General features: G+C 33.8%; 14 protein-coding genes. 13 read left to right on the top strand and 1 reads right to left on the bottom strand.

Annotated features, from left to right (window positions below; genetic code table 11):
• The first annotated feature begins 2 nt into the window (after positions 1 to 2).
• The 8 genes from H593_RS21350 to H593_RS0116065 all read left to right on the top strand — a co-directional run bounded on the left by H593_RS21350 (position 3) and on the right by H593_RS0116065 (position 13,277).
• Positions 3 to 2,132, top strand: a complete 2,130-nt coding sequence (locus tag H593_RS21350; protein ID WP_245585071.1) for an ATP-binding protein — start codon at positions 3 to 5, stop codon at positions 2,130 to 2,132.
• Between the two features lie 117 nt (positions 2,133 to 2,249).
• Complete coding sequence (locus tag H593_RS20605; RefSeq protein WP_084142355.1) at positions 2,250 to 5,759, top strand: sensor histidine kinase; 3,510 nt, start codon at positions 2,250 to 2,252, stop codon at positions 5,757 to 5,759.
• A 25-nt stretch (positions 5,760 to 5,784) separates the two neighbouring features.
• The gene (locus H593_RS20885) at positions 5,785 to 9,423 is read left to right on the top strand and encodes a sensor histidine kinase (protein ID WP_157588915.1); all 3,639 of its coding nucleotides are present in this window, start codon (positions 5,785 to 5,787) and stop codon (positions 9,421 to 9,423) included.
• A gap of 5 nt (positions 9,424 to 9,428) precedes the next feature.
• Positions 9,429 to 10,763, top strand: a complete 1,335-nt coding sequence (locus tag H593_RS19545) for an ATP-binding protein (protein WP_051229787.1) — start codon at positions 9,429 to 9,431, stop codon at positions 10,761 to 10,763.
• Positions 10,764 to 10,782: 19 nt separating this feature from the next.
• Complete coding sequence (locus tag H593_RS0116080) at positions 10,783 to 11,157, top strand: response regulator (RefSeq protein WP_028873358.1); 375 nt, start codon at positions 10,783 to 10,785, stop codon at positions 11,155 to 11,157.
• Positions 11,157 to 12,197, top strand: coding sequence for an adenylate/guanylate cyclase domain-containing protein (locus tag H593_RS0116075; RefSeq protein ID WP_028873357.1), 1,041 nt, complete (start codon positions 11,157 to 11,159; stop codon positions 12,195 to 12,197). The genes H593_RS0116080 and H593_RS0116075 overlap by 1 nt, the downstream gene beginning before the upstream one ends.
• A 15-nt stretch (positions 12,198 to 12,212) precedes the next feature.
• Entirely contained in the window at positions 12,213 to 12,758 is a 546-nt protein-coding gene (locus tag H593_RS0116070) for a Pycsar system effector family protein (RefSeq protein ID WP_028873356.1), read from the top strand.
• A 33-nt stretch (positions 12,759 to 12,791) separates the two neighbouring features.
• A complete protein-coding gene (locus tag H593_RS0116065; protein WP_028873355.1) occupies positions 12,792 to 13,277 on the top strand; it encodes a DUF6265 family protein in 486 nt (161 codons plus the stop codon).
• A gap of 61 nt (positions 13,278 to 13,338) precedes the next feature.
• Here the strand turns inward: H593_RS0116065 and H593_RS0116060 are convergent, their stop codons facing one another.
• Complete coding sequence (locus H593_RS0116060; protein WP_028873354.1) at positions 13,339 to 15,129, bottom strand: glycoside hydrolase family 15 protein; 1,791 nt, start codon at positions 15,127 to 15,129, stop codon at positions 13,339 to 13,341.
• An 81-nt stretch (positions 15,130 to 15,210) separates the two neighbouring features.
• Here H593_RS0116060 and H593_RS0116055 point away from each other — a divergent pair, with 81 nt between their 5' ends.
• The 5 genes from H593_RS0116055 to H593_RS0116035 all read left to right on the top strand — a co-directional run bounded on the left by H593_RS0116055 (position 15,211) and on the right by H593_RS0116035 (position 23,473).
• Positions 15,211 to 17,409 carry a bifunctional alpha,alpha-trehalose-phosphate synthase (UDP-forming)/trehalose-phosphatase gene (locus H593_RS0116055; protein WP_028873353.1) on the top strand — a complete coding sequence of 733 codons (2,199 nt, stop codon included), beginning with the start codon at positions 15,211 to 15,213 and terminating at the stop codon, positions 17,407 to 17,409.
• 812 nt (positions 17,410 to 18,221) lie between these two features.
• Positions 18,222 to 18,632: a response regulator gene (locus tag H593_RS0116050; RefSeq protein WP_028873352.1), complete on the top strand. Its 411-nt coding sequence runs from the start codon at positions 18,222 to 18,224 to the stop codon at positions 18,630 to 18,632.
• A 10-nt stretch (positions 18,633 to 18,642) separates the two neighbouring features.
• Positions 18,643 to 19,185 (top strand): heme NO-binding domain-containing protein, encoded by a 543-nt coding sequence (locus H593_RS0116045; protein WP_028873351.1) that lies wholly within the window; start codon positions 18,643 to 18,645, stop codon positions 19,183 to 19,185.
• Positions 19,186 to 19,239: 54 nt separating this feature from the next.
• On the top strand, positions 19,240 to 21,729 hold the full coding sequence (locus H593_RS20235) for a PAS domain S-box protein (RefSeq protein WP_028873350.1): 2,490 nt from the start codon (positions 19,240 to 19,242) through the stop codon (positions 21,727 to 21,729).
• Between the two features lie 418 nt (positions 21,730 to 22,147).
• Positions 22,148 to 23,473, top strand: a complete 1,326-nt coding sequence (locus H593_RS0116035; RefSeq protein WP_028873349.1) for a M28 family peptidase — start codon at positions 22,148 to 22,150, stop codon at positions 23,471 to 23,473.
• Positions 23,474 to 23,572: the final 99 nt, after the last annotated feature.

The following is a 23,572-nucleotide window of genomic DNA, read 5'->3' as shown; positions in this document are numbered from 1 at the left end:
TTATGATAAAACACATCTTGTTTTTACTACTATGGATGCCTTTGGGATTAATGGGGCAATCGAGTGCTATTCAATTATTAGATAAAAGCCTTAACGAAGGCTGGACAACCTTAGATGAAGGTTGGACTTATAACAAAGGAGATGATTTGTATTGGGCGCAACCCAGTTATGATGACAAGCTATGGAAACCTGTGGTTGCACAAACCAATGGTAATATCAATTGGGTGGACAATAGCGCTATTGCAGGAAAAAATGAAATAGTTTGGTTTAGAAAAAAGATAAAAATAGAGGCGTCATTTAAAGAATCTATAATTTTTACTGTGAGCGAGTTGGGCGCATCAGAAATCTATCTCGACGGAAAACTGCTCAACAATTTTGGTGAGCCGAGCAATCCAGATAGCGCTCACAAAAAGGCTTGGGATGATATCTTTGTACTTCCGCTGGTACCAGGTAAGGAGCAACTGCTCGCTATACGTTATACAACAGGCAATTGGGATTTCCCTATATATAATGGTTCTCATGAGATTGGCTTCCGGCTAACAACCTTATCTGTTTTAAATAGCCCTGACGTTTCTCTAAATAATAGACTCGCTCTAACGAAAGTAGGGCAGAAATATTTTGATATCAGCTTGGGCGCTACGTCGCTTATTTCCATTTTGTTTTTTACATTATTTTTGTTTTTTCCCAAGGAAAAAATTAATGGCTTCTTTGCGCTCTCTACATTTTTTCTTTCATTATTCTTAATTTCCCGTTCCCTGGAATCCTCTATGGTTTCAAATACGTTTTGGCTAAATGTTTTTACATTTATTGCTATGTGTATTGGACTATTATTAATGCTATTTTGTATATACCGTATTTTTAACCGCAGTTTAGGCTTTTGGTTTTGGACGCTTTGTTTGTTGTTTTTCTTAGAATTGGTATCTGACGTAGTGTATCCAATTTCATATTTCGCCTTTGTACTATTATTATACCAGTTTGCCATCATCATACTTAGTATTCGTGCCCTTAAAACAAATGGCGTAGCTGCCCGCATATTCATAAGCTGCATGGGTTTAATTTTTATCTACTTTATTTCGAACGTTATTCTTCAGGCATTTGGAGTTGATACAACAACATCCGATGTTTATTTTTCTGGTCTTTCGTTTATGCTATTACCTTTAAGTATTGCTATTTATTTAGGGTATAATTTTAGCCAACGCAGTAAATCTTTGGCCTCACAATTAGTAGAGGTAAAAAGACTATCTACTGAAAACACTAGAATACTTTCTGAACAAAAAAATACGCTTGAGAAAGAAGTAACCCTGCGCACCAAAGAATTGAATACCTCTTTAGAAAACCTAAAGGCTACTCAAAGTCAATTGATTCAATCTGAGAAAATGGCAAGTTTAGGAGAACTCACGGCTGGGATTGCACATGAGATTCAAAATCCGTTAAACTTTGTCAATAATTTTTCTGAAGTAAGTAGTGAACTCCTTGATGAAATGAACGAAGAACTCGATAAAGGTGATATTGAAGAAGCTAAGACGATTTCCATAGATATTAAACAAAATCTAGAAAAAATTACACACCACGGCAAACGTGCAGATTCTATTGTAAAAGGGATGCTGCAGCACAGCCAAAACAGCAATGGCAAAAAAGAACCCACCAACATCAATGCGCTAGCTGATGAATATTTACGATTAGCTTATCATGGCTTACGAGCAAAGGATAAATCCTTTAATGCAGACATGAAAACTGATTTTGATGACCGTATTAAAACAATCACGATCATCCCTCAAGATATCGGGCGGGTGGTTTTAAATCTGGTCACCAATGCTTTTTATGCCGTGAATGAGAAAGGTATCGCTGCAAAAGCTTCGGGAGATATAGCCTACAAACCTCTTGTTTCTATCGCTACTAAAAAGAAAAATAATACTGTAGAAATTACGGTCACCGATAACGGCAACGGCATGCCAGACGGTATTAAGAAAAAAATATTCCAACCCTTCTTCACCACCAAACCGACAGGTCAAGGCACAGGTTTAGGCTTAAGTATGAGCTACGATATTGTGACTAAAGGACATGGTGGCGAATTGACTGTAGAAACAAAAGAAGGAGAAGGCACCAAATTTAACATTGAATTACCTATTTAACACCAATTCGTATTTTAAAGAAAAACAAATGACACGAGCCTGTTTAAAATTTTATTATCAAACAAAATGATTAATTGCGAACTACATATGTCCTTATAAATCAATAGATATAAACTTATGAAATCATTCTTAAATTATTACCTATTTTTAATACTTGGATTTTTATCCACAGTACAAGCACAACAAAACCAAGTGTATTTTGAAAAACACGACGTCATTACAGGTTTGCCCGAAAGCTCGGTTATAGCTATGGTAGAAGATGATCTTGGCTACATTTGGATGGGCACACAAAACGGATTGGTGCGCTATGATGGTTACGACTATAAAATCTACCAACTAGGCACCAAAGAAACAAACTTAGACCCAATTACGAGCGTTCGCAGTATCTTTTTGGACAACAATAATACCGTATGGGTAAGTACAGGTAGCAATGGACTGTTTAAATACAATCGTGCTACTGATACCTTTACCCAATTTATATATCCTGAAAAGGAACTTTCAATTTCATATACCATATATACACAAGACAAGGCAGGGAATTTATGGGGAACCGCTACTAACGATTATCAAGAATTCTACCTATGGAAATTAGACCCTAAAGGCGATTTTGAGTTTTTTGGTAAACAATTTAAAAATGCAAACCATGTCGATGCATCACACATCTATTCGGCTTTTACCTCACAGTCAGGAACGGTATGGTTTGGGACGAGCAATGGCTTTTATAGCTATCAAGGAACGGACACACCATTAAAAGGCTATGCTACTTCAAAGGATTCCAACCAAACGTTGGATGTTGGTTTTATCTATGAAGCACCATCAGAAAAAGACATCTTATGGATGATTGATATCAAAGAAAATAAAATGCTTCGTTTTGATACAAAAACAGAACGTATTACAAAGTTTCAACCCAAACCAGAACGTTTAACAGTCCCTTCTATTGACCAAAATACTTTAATAGGTATAAACAGTTTTAATCAGAATGGAATCTATGAGGACAAAAGCAAACAGTTATGGTTTGCTGGTTATGATGGTATGGTGCGATTCAACCGGAAAACAGAAACCATGGACTATTTTAAAACTGGGTTTGATACTAACAGAGCTGCTTTCCAAAAATGGTTATACGATATAAAAGAAACCAAGGAAGGTAATTTATGGTTATCCTCTAATGATGGATTGGTTTATTTCAATTCTAAAACAACACAATTTGAAAGCTACGTTCCCGATGCCGAACGGCCAGGCTCTGTTTTTAAAAATGAGGATTTACGTGTTAAAATGGTGGACCATACCAACACCTTATGGGTCGGTTTTAGTTGGGCCGGAGCCAATAAAAGCAACGCTAAAAAAAGCAGCTTTAATATTTACAAACACGATCCAAAACAAGACAATAGTTATCCAAAAGAAGGGTGCACACCTGCCTCTGGCACAAAAGGCTACTTGTGGTTTAGTAACGAAAATACCATTTACAAATGGCAACCAAACAGTGATACATTTATAAAAACATTTACTGCTAATGAAGGCGAGAGATATAGTGGTAAAGGACACGTGACCAAAGCCGGCAATCTTTACATCGCTACGAACAAAAATTTAGTGTTTTATGAGCTTAAAACTGGGAGGAAAGAAACCTATTCTACCGAAAACAAAGTTGAAAATGGCCATCTAAATCAACCCACCGAAGATGAAAATGGCACCATTTGGTTGGAAGCATCAACCGATAAAGGCATCTTTTCGTTCGATCCAAAAACTAAAAAATTTAAACACTATCCATATCGAGACAATCAAGAAAAAAGCACCCCAGAAAATACAGGTGCTTTAGATGATGATCGCGTTTTGACAACCTATGTAGACCAACAACACAATTTTTGGGTAGGTACAAACCACGGAAGCTTAAACTTATACAATTCCCTAAATGATAATTTTATAACATATACAGACACAAATGATCCGGCTATGAGTTGTATCACCTCTATTTATGAAGACACTTCCGGTCGGCTTTGGGTGGGTACCTATCAAGGGGGACTATTCGAATTTGACCGTAAGAATGGCAAATGGACACGACAGCTTAATGAAGGTTCTGGGCTATTATTCAATACAGTAAAGAGCATCCAAGAAGATGCTTCAGGATACCTATGGATAAAAACGGATAGAGGATTTTCAAAAGTCAACCCAAAAGACCTGTCTGTTAAAAATTTTCCATTATCGACCATTTTAACGGGAAATACATTTAATGCAAGTTATAGAGAGTTTTTTAAATTAGAAGATGGCACCTTCATGACGACCCTATCAAATGGAATTGTGGTGTTTTACCCTGCAGCACTCGATGCCAATCCGTTTCCACCAAAAGTGCAGATAGAAAGTATTGGAGTCATTAATCCTGAAGCTGAAACCGATGCATTGGAACCTATGTTAACCTACGGAAAAAATGGCATCCAATTGACGTATGAACAAAATCGAGTTCGCTTCAATTATGTCGGTTTACAGTATGACAATCCTGCTGTAAATACCTATGCTTTCAAACTGGACGGTTATGACAACGAATGGGTCCAAGCCGGAACAGACCGCAATTTTACGTATACAAATTTGTCGCCAGGAGCTTATACGTTTCGAGTAAAAGCAGCAAACAGCGATGGCGTATGGAGTACAGAAAACCCAAGTATTACGATTGTTATTTCGCCACCTTGGTGGAAAACTTGGTGGGCGTATGTGTTATATAGCATTCTATTTATTATTGCCATTTCATCATTTATTGCCTACCGTTCTGCAGCCTTAAAAAGAGAAAACAAACTATTGGAAGAAAAAGTATCGCACAGAACCAACCAATTGACCAAATCGATAGAAAATCTAAAAAGCACTCAAAGTCAGTTAATTCAATCCGAAAAAATGGCAAGTTTGGGCGAATTAACCGCAGGCATTGCCCACGAGATTCAAAACCCATTAAACTTTGTAAATAACTTTTCCGAAGTAAGTAATGAACTTATTGATGAGATGAACGACGAGTTAGACCAAGGAGATATTGAAGAGGCGAAAGCTATTTCCGTAGATATTAAACAAAATCTTGAAAAAATTACACACCACGGGAAACGTGCCGATTCTATTGTAAAAGGGATGCTGCAGCACAGCCAAAACAGCAATGGTGAGAAAGAACCCACCAACATCAATGCGCTAGCTGATGAATATTTACGATTAGCTTATCATGGATTACGAGCAAAGGATAAATCATTTAATGCGGATATAAAAACTGATTTTGATGACTCTATAGGTACTATCGAAATCGTCGCTCAAGATATTGGACGCGTTATTCTTAATTTAATCACGAATGCTTTTTACGTCGTTGATGAAAAAAAGAAATCTGGAATAGAAAACTATAAACCAACAGTTACAGTAAGCACTAAAAAAGTTAATACTACCATAGAAATACGAATTACTGATAATGGTAACGGGATTCCTGAACATATATTGAACCGGATTTTTGAGCCCTTTTTCACAACAAAGCCCACAGGAAAAGGAACAGGTCTTGGTCTGAGTATGAGCTATGATATCATAACTAAAAGTAATGGTGGCGAATTAAAGGTTAACACAATACAAGGCAAAGGCACTACCTTTATAATAAAACTACCAAACCACCTCTAATACAATTAAATAAAAACACACTTTAATGACATACCGTATCCTTCTTACAAGCTTCTTATTTGGCCTAGTTATAATGTCTTGTCAAAAAACCAGTACCTCAGAAACAGAGACCACTATTGGCAATTTTAAGACACCTGAAACCATTCCTTTACAATTTACAGACCCAGAATCTTTTGAATGGGAAATCATAACCTCAGATACGCTAACAACTCCTGTCACCTATGCATTGAATCTGGATGATGTACCTAGCAAACCGTTTGAATTAAACACCTTCAAACCACTAAAGTCCCCAATGAAGGAATATGACCTGGATTGGGACAATTTCCCTACCGAAAAATTGAAATTTGATGCTGTACCATTTACGGTCACAAAAGCTAAGATAAAGAAGCCTACAATTACTAAAATGAAACCTCCATCAGTGTTGGAAAACACTACTGTTAATCTCCTGCAACTATCCCAAAATGAAGGATTGGACAGTAATAATACAACCTCCTTTTTAGAAACGGAAGATGGTGCTCTCTGGATAGGGTCATGGGAATCTCCCCTATTGAGATATGACGGTGAAAATGCCTTTAGTTATGATTACTCCGGTGTTGTAAATATGACTTTTGATAAACAAGGCAAACTATGGGTGTTGAATTCAAAAAATAGTCTGATCTGGGTATTGGATTTTAAAAATGATATCGAATATACCATTAGCACTAACCTCCAAACTGATGAAATTAGCGGAACAATCGTTATTTGCGACCACATAGGCACTATTTATATGGCTACTGAAAATCGCGGTTTGTACAAAATGGATCCAGAAATGACAAGCTTGCAAGTATTAGCGAATGAGGGTAGCGATCTAGCAATAAGTGTCTTTGAAGATAGTAATTACAACCTATGGATTAGTTTTAAGGTTCATATTGCAGTCATAAATGAACAAAGAACAGAAATAAAAAAACTTGTAGGAAACACGGATTATGAACTAAATGGGTTCAGTCTCCATACCATAGAAGATCAATCTGGTAATTTATGGATGTTTCAATATCATGAAGGAAATGATTATCCTCACCTTTTGAAGTTATCGCTCAGGGCACAAACAATACAGGAACTCGATGATGAAAATATCTTAGAGGATCGAGCATTCGTAATGGTTGAAGATCAGCAGGGAAAACTTTGGATATTTGGTGAAAAAGGGATCTCTGTCTTAAACAAGGAAGCAACTGCCTATAAAACTATTGAACTTACAAGTGAACCGTCTTGGATAAGACAACCTTTTAAAAGAAAAGATGGTTCATTGTGGTTCCCTACCAGAGATAAAGGCGTGATCATAGCGAATGATTTCACCTTAAAAACTGAATATTTTGATAAATCTAGAGGCTTAATTAATGACCAAGTTTGGGAAATAGAAGAAAGCACTAATGGAGAGATATGGTTGGGAACTGCTGGTGGTATTAATATAATTAATCCAAAGAAAAAATCTATCATAGCATTAAGTCATGATATGCTGCATGATACAGAATTCAAAAACACTATTGGAGAAATTATAGAGATTTCAAAGGATAAATACTTAATATCAGCAGGTTTAGGCTTTTCTATTATTGATCGGCAAGAAAACACACTTACCAAATATGCCAGTAATCCAGAATCCCCTATTTATTTTTCAGGCTATGCGGCAGTTAATGCCCATACTCTTTTGTTAACCTCCAGAATTGGTTTGTTTTTATATGATATAAAAAATAATATTCTAAAAAAATCATTACTAAATATAGATTATAAAAAAAATATTAGGCAGCTAACTGGCGAAGTAGTTTATGCTGATGATATCCTATGGATCCCATCCCATAATGGATTGATAAAGGTAAATATAAAAACAAATACTATTAGTTATCTGACCGAAGAACAAGGCCTTTGTGAAAACGATGGAACTGTAGCTGTACTATCAAAAGAAGGAGAATTATGGGTCGCAACCAAAAATGGTATTGCTATTTTAAATCTGGAAGACAACACACTTACGAATCTAAAAGAGGAAAATGGTTTGGTACCTCCCGTAATTTTTGGACTTACAGATAATGAAGATACTATGTATATCGCCAGTTTAAATGGGCTTATCGCTATCGATAAATCTACAGCTAAAACTAGTAGTAAGGGCTTCTATAATTTCAATAGCGGTTTAGGTTTTAAGGGTAACGATTATTTACAAGGCTCTCCAACATTTTTAAAAAACGGTCAGTTTTGGGCAGGTGTCACTAAAAATGAAAGTAAATTTAATCTCTTAATTATTGATGAAGCACCGCAACCAGAGCCCAATATAAGTAGTGCTTTGATAACAAATATGTTTGTCATGGATGAAGCGCCTGGTTTTGATACACAAACTAGTAATGATTCCCTAAATATTCAAGCATCCTCTTATGCCTCCAGGACTGAAATGAAATGGGATGCTATCACATTCCCATATGCTATGCCAGAGGGACTCGTACTATCAAATAATCAAAACATGTTAAGGTTTGGTTATGCGAGCGGAGATTTATTTAATAGAAATCAATTAAGCTATCGCTACCTTCTAGAAGGTGAAGATGATGATTGGAGTTATGACGAGGGTACAAAAAAATCAAAGAACTACTATAATTTAAAACCTGGTGCCTATACATTTAAAGTGGCTACACGAAATAGTAATAAGGAATGGTCTGTTCCGGCTGCACTTAAATTTCAGATTGCTCCACCATGGTGGCAAACTTGGTGGGCCTACATAATTTTTGGCCTTACAATAGTGCTGCTTTTAAGAGGCTACATCATTTTTAGAGCACAAAAATTAAAAAGAGAAAATAAGATTTTAGAGGAGCGTGTCATATCTAGAACCAATCAGTTAAAAAATAAAATTGACCAATTAAATGCCACGCAATCCCAATTAATTCAATCTGAAAAGATGGCTTCGCTCGGAGAATTAACAGCTGGCATCGCCCACGAAATTCAGAATCCGTTAAACTTTGTAAATAACTTTTCCGAAGTAAGTAATGAACTTATTGATGAAATGAATGAGGAGTTAGATAAAGGAGATATCGAAGAAGCAAAAGCTATTTCAGCAGATATTAAACAGAATCTTGAGAAAATAAATCATCATGGTAAACGTGCTGATGGGATTGTGAAAGGGATGTTGCAACATAGTCGTTCCAGTTCTGTAGAAAAGGAGCCAACCGATATCAATAGATTAGCAGATGAATATTTAAGACTCGCCTATCATGGATTGCGAGCAAAAGACAAATCTTTTAACGCAAATTTAGAAACAGATTTTGATGAATCTATTGGGAAAATAAATGTGATTCCGCAAGATATTGGTAGAGTAATACTTAACTTGTTCACCAATGCCTTTTATGTGGTTGATGAGAAATCTTCTGACGCTAACGCTTTGAAAAATAATTATAAACCAACAGTTTCCGTGAGTACTAAAAAATTGAAAAACAAAGTTGTTATTCAAGTAAAAGATAATGGCAATGGCATACCAAAACATATTATAGATAAAATATTCCAACCCTTTTTCACGACCAAACCAACAGGAAAAGGTACAGGTTTAGGATTATCTATGAGTTATGATATTATAAAAGCGCACGAAGGAGAATTGAAAGTGGAAACCAAAGAAGGACAAGGCACAACGTTTATTATTGAATTACCTAACGAATAAAGATTATGACGACATTAAAACGAAAACTTCTTGAAGACACCTATCAGAAATTTTTTGAAGTTGCCACAAGCGAAATCATTCCCTTAAAGACTTTAGATGCTATACTATTAGATGATATAACTGGTTTTGGTACAGCTGTAGATGAGCATGTGTTTTCAAAATCACAATTCTATACCATAATTGAAAGGCAACGAGAGCAATGCAAAGATTTAAATATGAAATGGAATATTGTACCAATCGTACATCGTGTTTCAAAAGACGGAAATTCAGCAGTATTTTCGGATGATATAATAGTTAAAATGGACGTTGATGGTGAGCGTATAAAAATGGAATTACGATTTACAGTCGTATTAGAATTTCAAGATGATACATGGTTCATAGTGCATTGGCATGGCTCAAAACCCGAACAGGTTGAAAGCGAAACGGATACTTTTGGTGTTGATCAGTGGAAACAAAAAACAATTGAATTAGAAAAGATTGTTACCGAACGGACTTCAGATTTGGTTAAAAAAAACAAAGAATTGGAAACAGCCATTCTGCAGTTAAAAGCAACGCAATCTCAACTCATTCAATCTGAAAAAATGGCAAGCTTAGGTGAACTTACTGCTGGTATTGCTCACGAAATACAAAACCCGCTAAACTTTGTCAATAATTTTTCTGAAGTAAACGTAGAATTAATTGATGAGATGCAGGACGAACTGAAAACTGGTAATTATGACGAAGTGATAGCGATTTCTAACGATATTAAGGAAAATCAGAAAAAAATAAACCACCATGGCAAACGAGCAGATTCCATCGTAAAAGGAATGTTAAAACATAGCAGAAACACAAGCGGGGAAAAGGAACCCACAAACATCAATGCGATTGCTGACGAGTATTTACGTTTGGCATATCACGGACTTCGTGCAAAAGACAAAACTTTTAATGCCACACTAAACACAGATTTTGATGAATCCCTTGGTAAAATAAATGTAGTAGCGCAAGATATTGGTAGAGTAATACTTAATTTAATTACTAATGCTTTACATGCTATATCTCCTAAAGTAAATACTCCAAATAAAGAACCTGATAAAGAACCTGATAAAACTCCAATAATCTGGTTAAGTACAAAGCAATTAGGAGATCAAGTTTTTATTACAGTAAAAGACAACGGTTCTGGTATCCCTAAAGATATATTGGATAAAATATTTCAACCCTTTTTCACAACCAAAGCTTCAGGAGAAGGAACAGGATTAGGATTATCTATGAGTTATGATATTGTTAAATCGCATGGAGGCGAACTAAAAGTAGAAAGTAAAGAAGGAGAAGGCACAACCTTTACCATCAATATTCCAAAATAAAAAATAAAAAAAAATTGATATGAAAATATTAGTAGTAGATGACGAGCAAGATGTAAAAACACTTTTTTTACAACGTTTTAGAAAAGAAATAAGAAATGGAGAACTTGATTTTGTATTTGCCTTCTCTGGTGAGGAAGCTTTAAAAACTCTTGAAAACATTGCTCATGAAGCGGTTCTTATTCTCTCAGACATAAATATGCCAGGTATGAGTGGTCTCGAATTATTAAAAACCATCAAAAAAGACTATGTGGCACCTCCACCTGTGGTCATGATGATAACCGCTTATGGGGATGACGAAAATTTTAATACTGCTAAAGCACTTGGCGCAGACGATTTTTTGACAAAACCTGTAGATTTTAAATTATTAAAAGAAAAATTAATCCAAAAAATATAATGGCAAAAATATTAGTAGTTGATGATGAAGCGGATTTAGAAGTTTTGATAAAACAAAAGTTCCGAAAGAAAATTCGAGATAAAGAATACGAGTTTCTGTTTGCAGAAAATGGTCGTCATGCCTTAGAAAAATTATTGGAAGATCCAGACGTTGATATTGTGCTGAGTGACATCAATATGCCAGAAATGGATGGCCTAACGCTTTTATCGAAGCTTCACGAAACATGTCCGTTAATTAAATCTGTTATTGTTTCTGCTTATGGAGATATGGCAAACATTAGAACAGCTATGAATCGTGGTGCCTACGATTTTATAACTAAGCCCATCAATTTTGAGGATTTAACCCTTACAATGGAAAAAACTATAAAACATGCGAAGCATATTAAAGAGACTTTACAAGCCATAAAGGAGAATAACATCTTGAAAATGTATGTGGACGAAAATGTACTTAATTTTATGAGCAATCGCGAATATGAATCTACCATAATGGCAAACGAAACCATTGAGGCTACGGTCATATTTATTGATATTTGCGGTTTTACGAAAATCAGTGAAAATGCAAAAGCAGATACGGTTGTTACACTTATAAATTCTTATTTTGATGAAATGGTTAAGGAAATAATGCAGCACAAAGGTTACATCGATAAGTTTATTGGCGATGCCATTATGGCTGTTTTTAAAGGGGAATATCATTTAGATCGCGCCATTGACGCCTCGCTTGCTGTATGTGAAAAAATAAATAATCTTCCTGCTCTAGAAGGCAATCTAGACTATAAGCCTAAAGTATCTATTGGTATCAAAAGTGGTGAGATGATTTCGGGTAATATTGGGTCTTTAAGTCTTAAACGTTTAGATTATACGGTTATTGGAGATACCGTAAATACTGCTGCTCGATTACAGGATGCAGCAAAAGAAAACCAGATTATTATTTCTGAAGAGTGCTACCAAAAAGTAAAAGAATCCTTTAAATGTGAAAAAGTAGGAAGTATCAATGTAAAGAATAAAGCAAATCCGCTTACCATTTATCAAGTCATAGAATAAGTTAAATCACCAATAATGGAAGAACAAAACATAAATAAAAACAAACACACTGACGATTTAATCGATCATTATTGGGGAACCATCAGTTATTTAACCAGCCTCATTAAAGCATCCGAACTTAAAGCAGGTTTAATCCTATCTTTTTATGGTATTTTGCTGAATTTTATTTATCAAGGCACAAAGAACTTCTCAGATACATTGAGCAGTGATATTTTTCTATTTATACTTCTTGGTTTGTGGGCTGTTTGCACTGTGGCTTCTATCTTTTTTTGTGTACGTTGTTTTATTCCAAGGATTGAAGGTAAGTTCTCCAAAAATATGTTTTTCTTTAAGGATGTGATTTCAAAGTTTGGTGATATTAAGGAATTTTCAAAAACGTTTTTAGCGATGAGTAAAGATGAAGAAGCACTATTTGGTCAACTAGGCGAACAAATCTTTATTATATCAAAAATAGCGGATTGGAAATTTAGAAATGTAAAGCGTGCTATCAGCTTTTTAGCTATTGGACTTATTATTTTGTTTATAACAGGTTTATACCACATTGTTTATATATTAACATAATAGTGTACTAACAAAAAAAATCTTAAGTCATAAATGAAACAAATACTCCTTTTTTTATTCAGTTTAACTGTATCTGCTCAAGCTGAAAAAGGCATGCAAATAAAAGATACGCTTGCTCCAAAACTAGAAAACATCAAATGGATATCGGGCAATTGGAAAGGTGAAGCATTTGGTGGTCAAACCGAAGAAAATTGGAGTGAACCTTCTGGAGGCTCTATGATGGCGACCTTCAAACTTATCAATAAGGGTGAAGTCTCGTTTTATGAAATTGAAATTATACGAGAAATTGAAAATTCACTAGTCCTTCAGCTAAAACATTTTGATAATGATTTAAAAGGTTGGGAAACTAAAAATGAAACTGTAGATTTTCCTTTAATTAAGATAACACCAACTCAAGTTATTTTTGAAGGTATGAGTTTTGAAAAAGTAAGCGATAACGAAATGAATGTGTACGTAGATATCAAAAATGATAATGGTGAAGTAGAAATAGTAAAATTCAATTATAAAAAGTCGTCTTAAATAAAATTCTAACCTATTTAGGCATTTTCATTAATAGAATTTCTAATGGTCAATGCATGTCCTATTTTACTTTTTCCTCTTTGGTTATTTTTGACAAGTTTATTGCCGTTTCAATAAGCGCTAGGTGCGAATATGCTTGAGGAAAATTACCTAATAACCGTTTGGTCTTAAAATCAATATCTTCACTAAACAATCCTAAGTGATTGCTATATGATAATAATTGATCAAATAATTTTTTAGCCTTCTGCTCTTCACCAATTTTGTATAAACTATTAATAAACCAAAACGTACAAATAGTAAAAGATGAGGACGGCAGTCCAAAATCATCCTTGTTTTTATATCTATACAGGAGTCCATCATTACTTAACTCATGCTCTATTGCTTTTACAGTACTTATATACTTTGGGTCTTTTGCTAAGATAAAGCCATAAGGTTCCATAAGTAATACTGAGGTATCTAAATCTGTTGAGCCATAACTCTGCGTGAAGGCCTTTGCATCATCATTCCATGCATTGCTCATGATATCTTCCTTAATTTGTTTCTCTAGAGGCAACCATTTTTTAAGTTTATGATCTTTACCTAAAATTTTGGCAACCTTAATCGCTTTATCAATGGCTACCCAACATAGTACTTTTGAAAACGTAAAGTGCCTATCTTCTGTTCTAAACTCCCAAATTCCTTTATCTGGTTCTTGCCAATGTTTATTAACAACCCAAACAATACCTTTTGTTATAGACCAAAGTTCCTCTCCATTCTCTATATCTGTATTAAATTTAACTAATTGCTGATGGATGACATCCATTAAAATACCGTAGATATCATTTTGACGTTGTGAAAAAGCAGCATTACCTATGCGTACCGGTTTAGAGTTCATATACCCTTTAAGATGGTCTAGTTGTAACTCTGTCAATTGCTTTTCACCATTAATACCGTACATAATTTGGAGATTCTCATCCTTATCAGGAATCAAATTAATTATAAAACTCAAATAGCGTTTAGCCATACGTTTATGCCCTAAATAAGACACTACTTTTATCACCATAGAGGCATCTCTAATCCAACAAAAACGATAATCCCAATTACGGACCTCTCCAATAGTTTCTGGTAAAGAGGTCGTAACTGCAGCTAAAACAGCGCCTGTTTTCTCATAACTAAGCAGTTTTAAGGTCATCGCACTTCTAGAAATCTCAGCATTATAAGATTTATAAGTAGGTGTGCGTTCCATCCAATCAAGCCAATACGCTTTGGTACGATCTAACTCTATGCACACTTTTGTAGCTGTAGACGTAAGTAGTTTTTCGTTGTAACCAACCTGAAAATAGCCATCGGTTTTCAAAGTAATTTCTTTACCGTGAACGACAGCATTCTTATCAAAATTAGTATACAAAAAAAGCGAATCAAATTTCTCCTTTTCCGTAAGACTTACGATGAAATCATCCTTAATATAAGTATTGGTTTTACCCAAAGCATATTCAAGTTTTGGGTTGTATTTAACTTTAAATTTAGGCTGACCCTTAATATGCTTAATATATCTAATCACTTCTGGAGGCGCGTAATAATCGCCATTTTCCTTTTTATAGCGTGGCATAAAATCATGGACTTCAAAAGTGTTTTCTTCGGAATAAAATTGCGTTACTAAGATGCAGGTGTTATCCACATAGGCTTGGGAGACGGCATACTCTGTTGAGACTAAAAATTCAAAACTTCCACCAATATTATCATCTAATAATTTTGCAAAAACTGATGAGGAATCAAACTCAGGTAAACAGCACCAATCGAGCGATCCTGTTTTTGAAATTAATGCTGCGCTTCTACAATTGCCTATTATTCCGTAGTCTAAGTTATTATTCAAATCTTTTTTTTTATATTAAGTGTTTACAATACAGTTTAAATAAAAATAATAAAAAAGCTATCGATAATCAAAATATTTAGGATGAATAAAACAATAATTGTTTCAAACAGATTGCCACTACAAATAAAAATCGATAACAATCAACTGCAAGTTAAACCCAGTGTTGGTGGATTAGCCACCGGATTAAAAACTATACATCAAGAAGGAAACAGCCTTTGGATTGGCTGGTCTGGCCTAACAGAAGAAGAGCTAAATAGTGACTTATCAAAACAAGTAAAAGCGCTTATTAAAAAGGAAAAATGTGACACCGTATCACTCACACAAAACGATCTTGAAAATTTCTATTATGGATTTAGCAATCGAACGCTATGGCCTTTATTTCATTATTTCATGGAATATACTGAGTTTGAAAATACGTATTGGGACTCTTATAAAGCGGTTAATCAAAAGTTTGCTGATGCAGTTTTAGAGCATGTAGAAGATGGAGATACGGTTTGGGTTCATGATTATCAATTATTATTAGTCCCAAAACTTATTAAAGACAAAAAACCCAATACGACCGTTGGTTTCTTTTTACACATCCCATACCCTTCCTATGAAATATTTAGAACATTTCCTTGGCGCGAAGAATTACTTCATGGCATGTTGGGCGCTGATTTAATCGGTTTTCACACATACGACTATCAACGTCACTTTTTAAGCTCAGTAAAACGAATTTTGAGATTGGATGTTAACTTTAATGAAATTACTTATGATGATCGAGTTGTGAAAGTAGACTCGTTTCCTATGGGAATTGATTATAATAAATTTCATCAATCTGCTCTAAAACAAAAAAAAGAAGAAAAATCTGAACTTCAAAAACGATTAGATGACCATATTCAGTCGAGCAAAGATGCACGAATGATTTTATCTATTGATCGTATGGATTACACAAAAGGCATCCCAAACCGGATTCGTGCTTTTGAATATTTTCTTAATAAATATCCTGAGTATAAAGAAAAAGTTCGCCTAATTATGTTAGCAGTTCCATCAAGATCAAATGTGCCTCAATATCAATTACTTAAACGTGAAACCGATGAACTTGTAGGTCGTGTAAACGGTCAATTTTCAACTGTAAGCTGGACTCCAATTTGGTATTTTTATCGCTCAATGCCTTTCGAAAACCTTATAGATCTTTATACCTCATCACATATTGCAATGATAACACCGGTAAGAGATGGTATGAATCTTGTCGCAAAAGAATATGTGGCCACAAGAACCGAACAAGATGGTGTATTAATTTTAAGTGAAATGGCAGGTGCTTCAAAAGAAATGAATGAAGCCATGCTTATAAATCCTAATAATTTTGAGCAAATAGCAGATACGCTAAAACAAGCTTTGGAGATGCCATTAAAAGAACAGCGTTCAAGAATGGAAATTCTTCAAAAACGTTTAAAACGTTATACTGTTGAAAAGTGGGCCGAAGAGTTTATGAAATCACTTTTCGCCACTAAAAACCTAGGTGCAGTTATTATTGCGAAACGCATGAACTTCGAAATTCAAGAAAAAATGATTTCAAAATTCGATACAGCTAAGCGTCGTTTGTTTTTATTGGATTATGATGGCACATTGGTGAACTTTAAGGACAATCCTAAAGAGGCAAGTCCAGATAAACACTTATATGCATTGTTAGACACCCTTCAATCTGACGATAAAAACGATGTCGTTCTAATTAGCGGTCGAGATAGAGAAACATTCACATCATGGTTTGCCCATAAAGAGTATAAGCTTATCACCGATCATGGTGTTTGGCTAAAAATACCTAACGAAGATTGGGAAGCTTTAGAACGTGTTAAAAATGGTTGGATGGAACACATTAAACCTATTTTAGAGACGTTTGTTGACAGAACTCCTGGAACTTTTATTGAAGAAAAGAGGTACTCTTTGGCGTGGCATTACAGAAAAGCAGACCCAGAACTTGCTCAAATTAGAACCATAGAAATTGATACTGTATTAACAAGTTTAATTTCTAATCATGATCTATCTGTTTTAAAAGGGAATAAAGTCATTGAAATTAAATCTAGCAGTGTGAATAAAGGCCGAGCGTCTTCCAGACTACTTAATACTACAAATTATGATTTTATGTTTTGTATAGGCGATGATTGGACTGATGAATATATGTTTCAAGAATTACCAAAGTCTGCCTATACTATTAAAGTTGGCTTTAAAAAAACTAGCGCTAAGTTTTATATCAAAAACACAGATGAAGTAAGACATTTATTATCTCAATTCGTGAAATAATTTTTTTAATTAGAGCACCATTTCTATTTCTCATAGCAGTGACTACTCTTTCTATTCGAAACAGGCGATGAAGATTGACTTAAAAGAGTCAATGCAAATCACTAAAGTGCTCAATAAAGAAGAACCCATGAAACATATACTTAGACCACTCAAGAAATACTATGAGGCGTAAAATTCAAAATCCTACTATAAAGTCGTAATTACAAAGCAGGTTTAAGACTCTATAAGTGAACTATCTAGTATTGATTGAATAACATTTTTTAATCAGTATTTTGGTGATATTCAGATTTCTGCTTTTAAAGCTAAAATAGAAAATGATAAACAGAAATAACATTACAACTTTATTGTAGAAGGATTTAATATGTCAGCTAAAACTGATAGCAACTTTTAGACGATGCTATAAAACCATCATGATAAAAATTTATAAATTTTATTTTGAGACAAAACTCTCATTACGTTTCTATTATAACCTCTAAACAAACTAAAAAAGACAAAATGGTCTTATATAAGACTAAACTTTTGTCTCAATCTATAGCTAAAAAGCAATTAATCTTAATAAACCTGTATTATTTAAGTTGACCCCTATTTTAGATGTTTTTATAATATATTGATTATTAGATATTTAACACGCTTAAGCAAATATACTTTAAAATAAATAATTACAGAATGGCTATAAATACATTAATTATTGTAACTTAAAAAATATGCTGAAAAATCTTACGTCATCTCTAATCCTTACTTTTTAACAAAAACAACAGCACTATCAGTACAATGAGTATCCCTAGTCTTATTAATTCTTTAATTGAATATCCATGAAAGTGCTCATTGTTGAAGATAACAAAATAGCTGTTATCGGTTTAAAAAAAATAATTTCTAAACATTCAGATTTGGAAATTGAGGTCGCTGTAAATGGCAAAATAGGTCTAGACCTATTAACCAATACCAAGTCAAATTTACCTAATTTTATTTTACTCGATTTAAATATGCCAATAATGAATGGCATAGAACTTCTGTCTATCATCAAAAATGATGATAAACTAAAATGCATTCCTGTTATTATTCTTACGACGTCTAATAATATTGACGACTATGAAAAATGTGAACGTTTAGGGGTATCTGGTTATTTTATAAAAGAAGTTGACTTTGAAAAATACAATAATAATATCCTATTAATTTTAGATTATTGGAAAGCATCATTTGGAAGACATCACTTTAATGATTAAATAAAATTTTATGAAGGGATTTATATTTACGAATTTTTTAGATTTTGTCGAAAAATCTCATGGACTAGAAATGGTAGATGACATGATATCGAACACCAATTTAGCATCAGGTGGAGTTTATAGTGCATTTAATAGCTATGACTATAATGAATTAGTTGTGCTTTTAACATATTTTTCAAAGCAAACGGAGATAAAAGACGTTGTGATTTTAGAGCAATTTGGAAGATTTGTCTTCCCATATCTGATAGGTAAACATTCATATATTACTAAAAATTATTCTAAGCCCCTAGATTTTCTTGCAGGCATTGAAAATCATATTCATATTGAGGTTAAAAAAATATATAATGATGCCGATCTACCCACATTTAAAGTTAAAAATAGAACTGATAATAAGCTAACCCTCATTTACAAATCTTCAAGAGGTCTAACTTATTTTGCAATTGGTTTGATAAAAGAGTCATTGAATCACTTTGACGTTGAAGGCTCTGTCCTTATAGATGACTCCTATGACAAGAACGAAGGCGTAAAATTGGACATTCAATTATTAACATAGTTTCTGAAATTTAATTTTTAAGCATTAAACTAATTATTCTAAATAAAGAAATCTGTGATTCCTAATACTGCTAACATAAACATCTTAACAAGAGCACTCAAAAGAGAACGCAAAGCCAAAGAGGTTGCCGAAGGTTTCATTGAAAAGCAACTTAGAGACTTCTATAACAAAAATATTTCTCTATCGAAAAGCCTGTTAAGCGAAGAAGAGTTTCAACAAAATCTTTTAGATAATTTAGTCGAAGCCTTAATTGTTGTTGATTTTAAAGGTAATATTTTAAAAATAAATAAAGAAGCACTTAAGCTCATTGGATTTTCGGAAAAAGAAACACCAAAAGATTTAAGCTACCTCATTACGAGAAACAAAAAAAAGCTTTATAAACTCTTTAAAAAAGAGAATTATAATGAAAAAAAATTACTTCTATTTGACTTTATAAATAAGAAAAAAGAAAAAAAATATGTAACCATAAAAGCGAGACTTTTAATTAATTCAAAAAACAAACCCTACGCTTATCAAGCCATCGTTAGAGACATCACCAAACAAACGATAAGAAACAAAAAATTTGAAGAACAACAAAAAATATTGCATTTTGAAACTTTGATTCTAAAAGATTTATTAGCTAGTGACGATATTAAAATTAATGCCACAAATCTCGTTAAGCATATTGCAAAATTCCTAGGCACTGACGACTGTGTTTTTTATGCATTCATAAATGAAGAACTTGTTCAAATGGCTGCTACTGATATAAAATTAGATAGTAACAAGAAAATAAAGAATAGGCTAAAATTTAAAGCCAACCAAGGTATTGTGGGCAGTGTAGCCGCAAGTAAAAAAGGCAGTATTATAAGAGACACCAGTAAACATGAAAATTATATTGCTGATGGCGAAGTACGTTTTTCTGAAATTACAGTTCCCATTTTACTAGGTGATGAATTAGTTGGAATAATTGATGCCGAGCATCCTAAAAAAGACTTTTTTCGCGAACAACAATTAGATGTTTTATCACGAATTTCTACATTAATCAGTCTTTATTTAAAAAATGCTATTCATGAACTTGATAAATCAAATAAACAAATTGAATTAGAAGAAGCTAAACACAGATTAGAAATTGTTTTCAAAAGCGATTCTATCCCTAGAGTCATTGAATCTGCAGAGGGCCTCATAGAAACCGTGAGCCATAGCTTTTTAAAAATGTTTAACATCCCTATTGAGGACGAACAAAAACTAATAGGTTTGACATGCGATTCAGCTAGAGAGATGTTGAAACCATTTTTTACTGAGGAAGACTTGTTTACTACTAGGATTCATGACATTCTTAAAAAGGAACAGGTCGTTTTAAATGAAATTTTAGAATTAAAAGATGGCCGGTATATATCGAGAGATTTCACACCTATTTTTCACAACAAACGTTTACAGGCTTATATTTGGGGATATAAAGATGTGACTTCTCAAACAAACTATGATAAAAGTTTAGAGCGTCAAAATAGAAAATATAAAAGTATTATTGACAATATTAATTTAGGCTTAATGGAAGTTGATAATAATGATGTCACCATAAGTGTAAATAGTGCTTTTACGCGAATGTGCGGTTATACTTCTGGAGAACTAGTAGGAAAAATAGCTAAAAATATTTTATTAAATAAAAATAATAGAAAAATTATTGATGATAAAAATCGAATCCGACATAACAGTGTGAGTGATATATACGAAATTGAAGTTATTACTAAAAGTGGAGAAATAAAATATTGGCTTATTAGTGGAGCTCCTAATACCAATCTTAAAAATAAAGTTATTGGTTCTATCGGTGTTCATTTAGACATTACACCACTAAAAAAACTAATTGTTAGTAATGAAAATTTAATTTCAGATTTAACGGGCAGAAATGACGAGCTTTCTAATTATGCGCACATGGTATCGCACGATCTTAAAACACCACTTATGACGGTATCTTCATGCATTAACTGGCTAAATGAAGATAATAAGGATCATTTAAACGAAGAAAGTTTAGAATATATCTCTACCATTAAAAGTGCTCTGATTGATATGGATAAGCTTATTTCTAGCACATTGTTATATTCTGGGAATAGAACATCCAAAACAAAAAACAGCCCAACAGAAGTGCAACCAATTGTTGAGTCTATAATAAATATTTTATATCGTGGCGTCATTGATGATATAGATATAAAAATATTAAAACCACTTCCTTCTGTTCATTTAAACGAGGTAAAAACAAGGCAAATATTCCAAAATATAATAGAAAATGCTTGTAAATATAGAGATATAGATAAAAAGAGCTTCATTAAAATTGACTGGGAAGAACATAGTGATTATGTTCAGTTCACTGTAAAAGATAACGGAATTGGTATTGCTGAAGAGCATTTTGAAATTGTCTTTGACAGCTTTAAAAAACTAAATAGCAGAACAGACTCTAGTGGTATTGGATTATCCATTGTTAAAAAAATGATTGAATCGAATGGCGGTAAAGTATGGTTTGACTCAAAAATTGGAGTAGGTAGTACGTTTTACTTTACTATCACGAAGTAATAAACTTAGAAATTCATTGTATTATTTTTTGAGGTTTTAGAACTAATAAACTACAAATCCATAAGCAGTATTTAAATTTTGTTTGAGGCCATTATGAACAGCCCGCTCTGTTATTCGTTATTTCATACAAAACTCAGAACAACACAATAAAAAAGAATAGCAAAGATTATTACAGACCCTTTTGTTTGGCTAAAAACAACCATCAAAAATTACCCCTGCAGCAAGGACATTAGCTTCTAATCATGATCTCTCTACTTTCTTAGCTAATGCTTGAACTAATAAATAATTGGTTTCAAATATTGTAAAATCTGTATAGACTGGTAAACTAAGCTTAAAAAAAATGGCGGCTAAGTTTTATATCAAAAATACCGATGAAGTAAGAAACTTATTTTTTAAATTTATACAATAAATAATTTTTATGAAAGCACTATTTCTATGTCTCATAGCAGTAACAACTATTTCTGCTCAAACCCATCAAAAAATATATGATATTATTGATACTGTTTCCGAAGAAAGATTAAGAGAGGATGTAAAAACGCTCACAGAGTTTGGCACAAGAAACACCTTTAGCGACACCATAAGCACCACGAGAGGAATTGGAGCCGCCAGACGTTGGATAAAAAATGAATTTGAGACTATTTCTAAAGATTGTGAAAACTGCCTCAATGTCTTTTACCAAAAAGATTTTGTAACCAAAGAAGGTAATCGTCGTGTACCCCATGATGCTTGGGTAGTCAATGTCATTGCGATACAAAAAGGCACAACATATCCAAACCGTTATATCATAATGAGTGGTGATATAGATTCTAGAGCTAGTGATACCATGGACTTCACAACAGATGCTCCCGGAGCGAACGACAACGCTTCTGGTATGGCTGGAGCCATTGAAGCTGCGCGAGTATTATCACAATATAAATTTGAAAGCAGTATCCTTTATGTTGGTTTATCTGGCGAAGAGCAAGGCCTATTTGGTGGTGCAGGGTTAGCAAAATATGCGCAAGATAAAGGTTGGGACATTATTGGAATTTTAAACAATGACATGATTGGAAATATTGAAGGTATAGATGGGGTTATTGATAATCGCACGTTTAGAATATTCTCTGAACCTGTACCTCCAAACGAAACTCAACAACAAAGAACTGCTAGACGGTTTTATGGTGGAGAAGTTGATGGAATTTCTAGACAGTTAGCTAGATACGTCCACAACACCGTTAAAACATATATGCCAGAAATGAACCCGATGATGGTCTATCGTTTAGATCGTTTTGGACGCGGTGGTCATCATAGACCGTTTAATGATTTAGGGTTTCCAGGAATTAGAATTATGGAAGCACATGAAAATTACACACAACAGCATCAAGACATACGTACTGAAAATGGTATTAACTATGGAGATACATTTGAGCATGTAAACTTTGGTTATGCTAAAAAATTGACAGCAGTAAATGCGATTAATATGGCAAGCTTAGCCTCTGCTCCTCCTGCGCCAACTACAGTTGCAATTGGTGGAATTGTAGAAGCGTCTGTCAAACTAAAATGGAATACTGTTGATGGAGCCAAAGGCTACAAGATATACTGGAGAGATACAACATCTCCCACTTGGGACTACAGTAGATATGTTGGTAATGTTAATGAATTTAGTTTGGAAGGTATTGTGATTGATAATTTTTACTTCGGAATTGCATCTGTCGATAAAGACGGTTTTGAAAGTGTTATTGTGTTTCCAAATGAAATCATGAGATAGATAAATAATTTATTTTAAGGAAAAAAGGGTCTTGTTTTTAGATTACTACCCCAAACGACATCGTATTGAAATAAAAAAGACCGCTCGAAAGCGGTCTTT

It is taken from the genome of Psychroserpens burtonensis DSM 12212 (assembly GCF_000425305.1).
Taxonomy (GTDB): domain Bacteria; phylum Bacteroidota; class Bacteroidia; order Flavobacteriales; family Flavobacteriaceae; genus Psychroserpens; species Psychroserpens burtonensis.
Note: the sequence above shows the minus strand (reverse complement) of the source record. Positions and strands in the feature narration are given on the sequence as shown.

Coding starts and splice junctions, on each gene's coding strand:
- H593_RS21350 (WP_245585071.1), top strand. CDS start 3: ATGATAAAACACATCTTGTTTTTACTACTATGGATGCCTTTGGGATTA.
- H593_RS20605 (WP_084142355.1), top strand. CDS start 2,250: ATGAAATCATTCTTAAATTATTACCTATTTTTAATACTTGGATTTTTA.
- H593_RS20885 (WP_157588915.1), top strand. CDS start 5,785: ATGACATACCGTATCCTTCTTACAAGCTTCTTATTTGGCCTAGTTATA.
- H593_RS19545 (WP_051229787.1), top strand. CDS start 9,429: ATGACGACATTAAAACGAAAACTTCTTGAAGACACCTATCAGAAATTT.
- H593_RS0116080 (WP_028873358.1), top strand. CDS start 10,783: ATGAAAATATTAGTAGTAGATGACGAGCAAGATGTAAAAACACTTTTT.
- H593_RS0116075 (WP_028873357.1), top strand. CDS start 11,157: ATGGCAAAAATATTAGTAGTTGATGATGAAGCGGATTTAGAAGTTTTG.
- H593_RS0116070 (WP_028873356.1), top strand. CDS start 12,213: ATGGAAGAACAAAACATAAATAAAAACAAACACACTGACGATTTAATC.
- H593_RS0116065 (WP_028873355.1), top strand. CDS start 12,792: ATGAAACAAATACTCCTTTTTTTATTCAGTTTAACTGTATCTGCTCAA.
- H593_RS0116055 (WP_028873353.1), top strand. CDS start 15,211: ATGAATAAAACAATAATTGTTTCAAACAGATTGCCACTACAAATAAAA.
- H593_RS0116050 (WP_028873352.1), top strand. CDS start 18,222: ATGAAAGTGCTCATTGTTGAAGATAACAAAATAGCTGTTATCGGTTTA.
- H593_RS0116045 (WP_028873351.1), top strand. CDS start 18,643: ATGAAGGGATTTATATTTACGAATTTTTTAGATTTTGTCGAAAAATCT.
- H593_RS0116035 (WP_028873349.1), top strand. CDS start 22,148: ATGAAAGCACTATTTCTATGTCTCATAGCAGTAACAACTATTTCTGCT.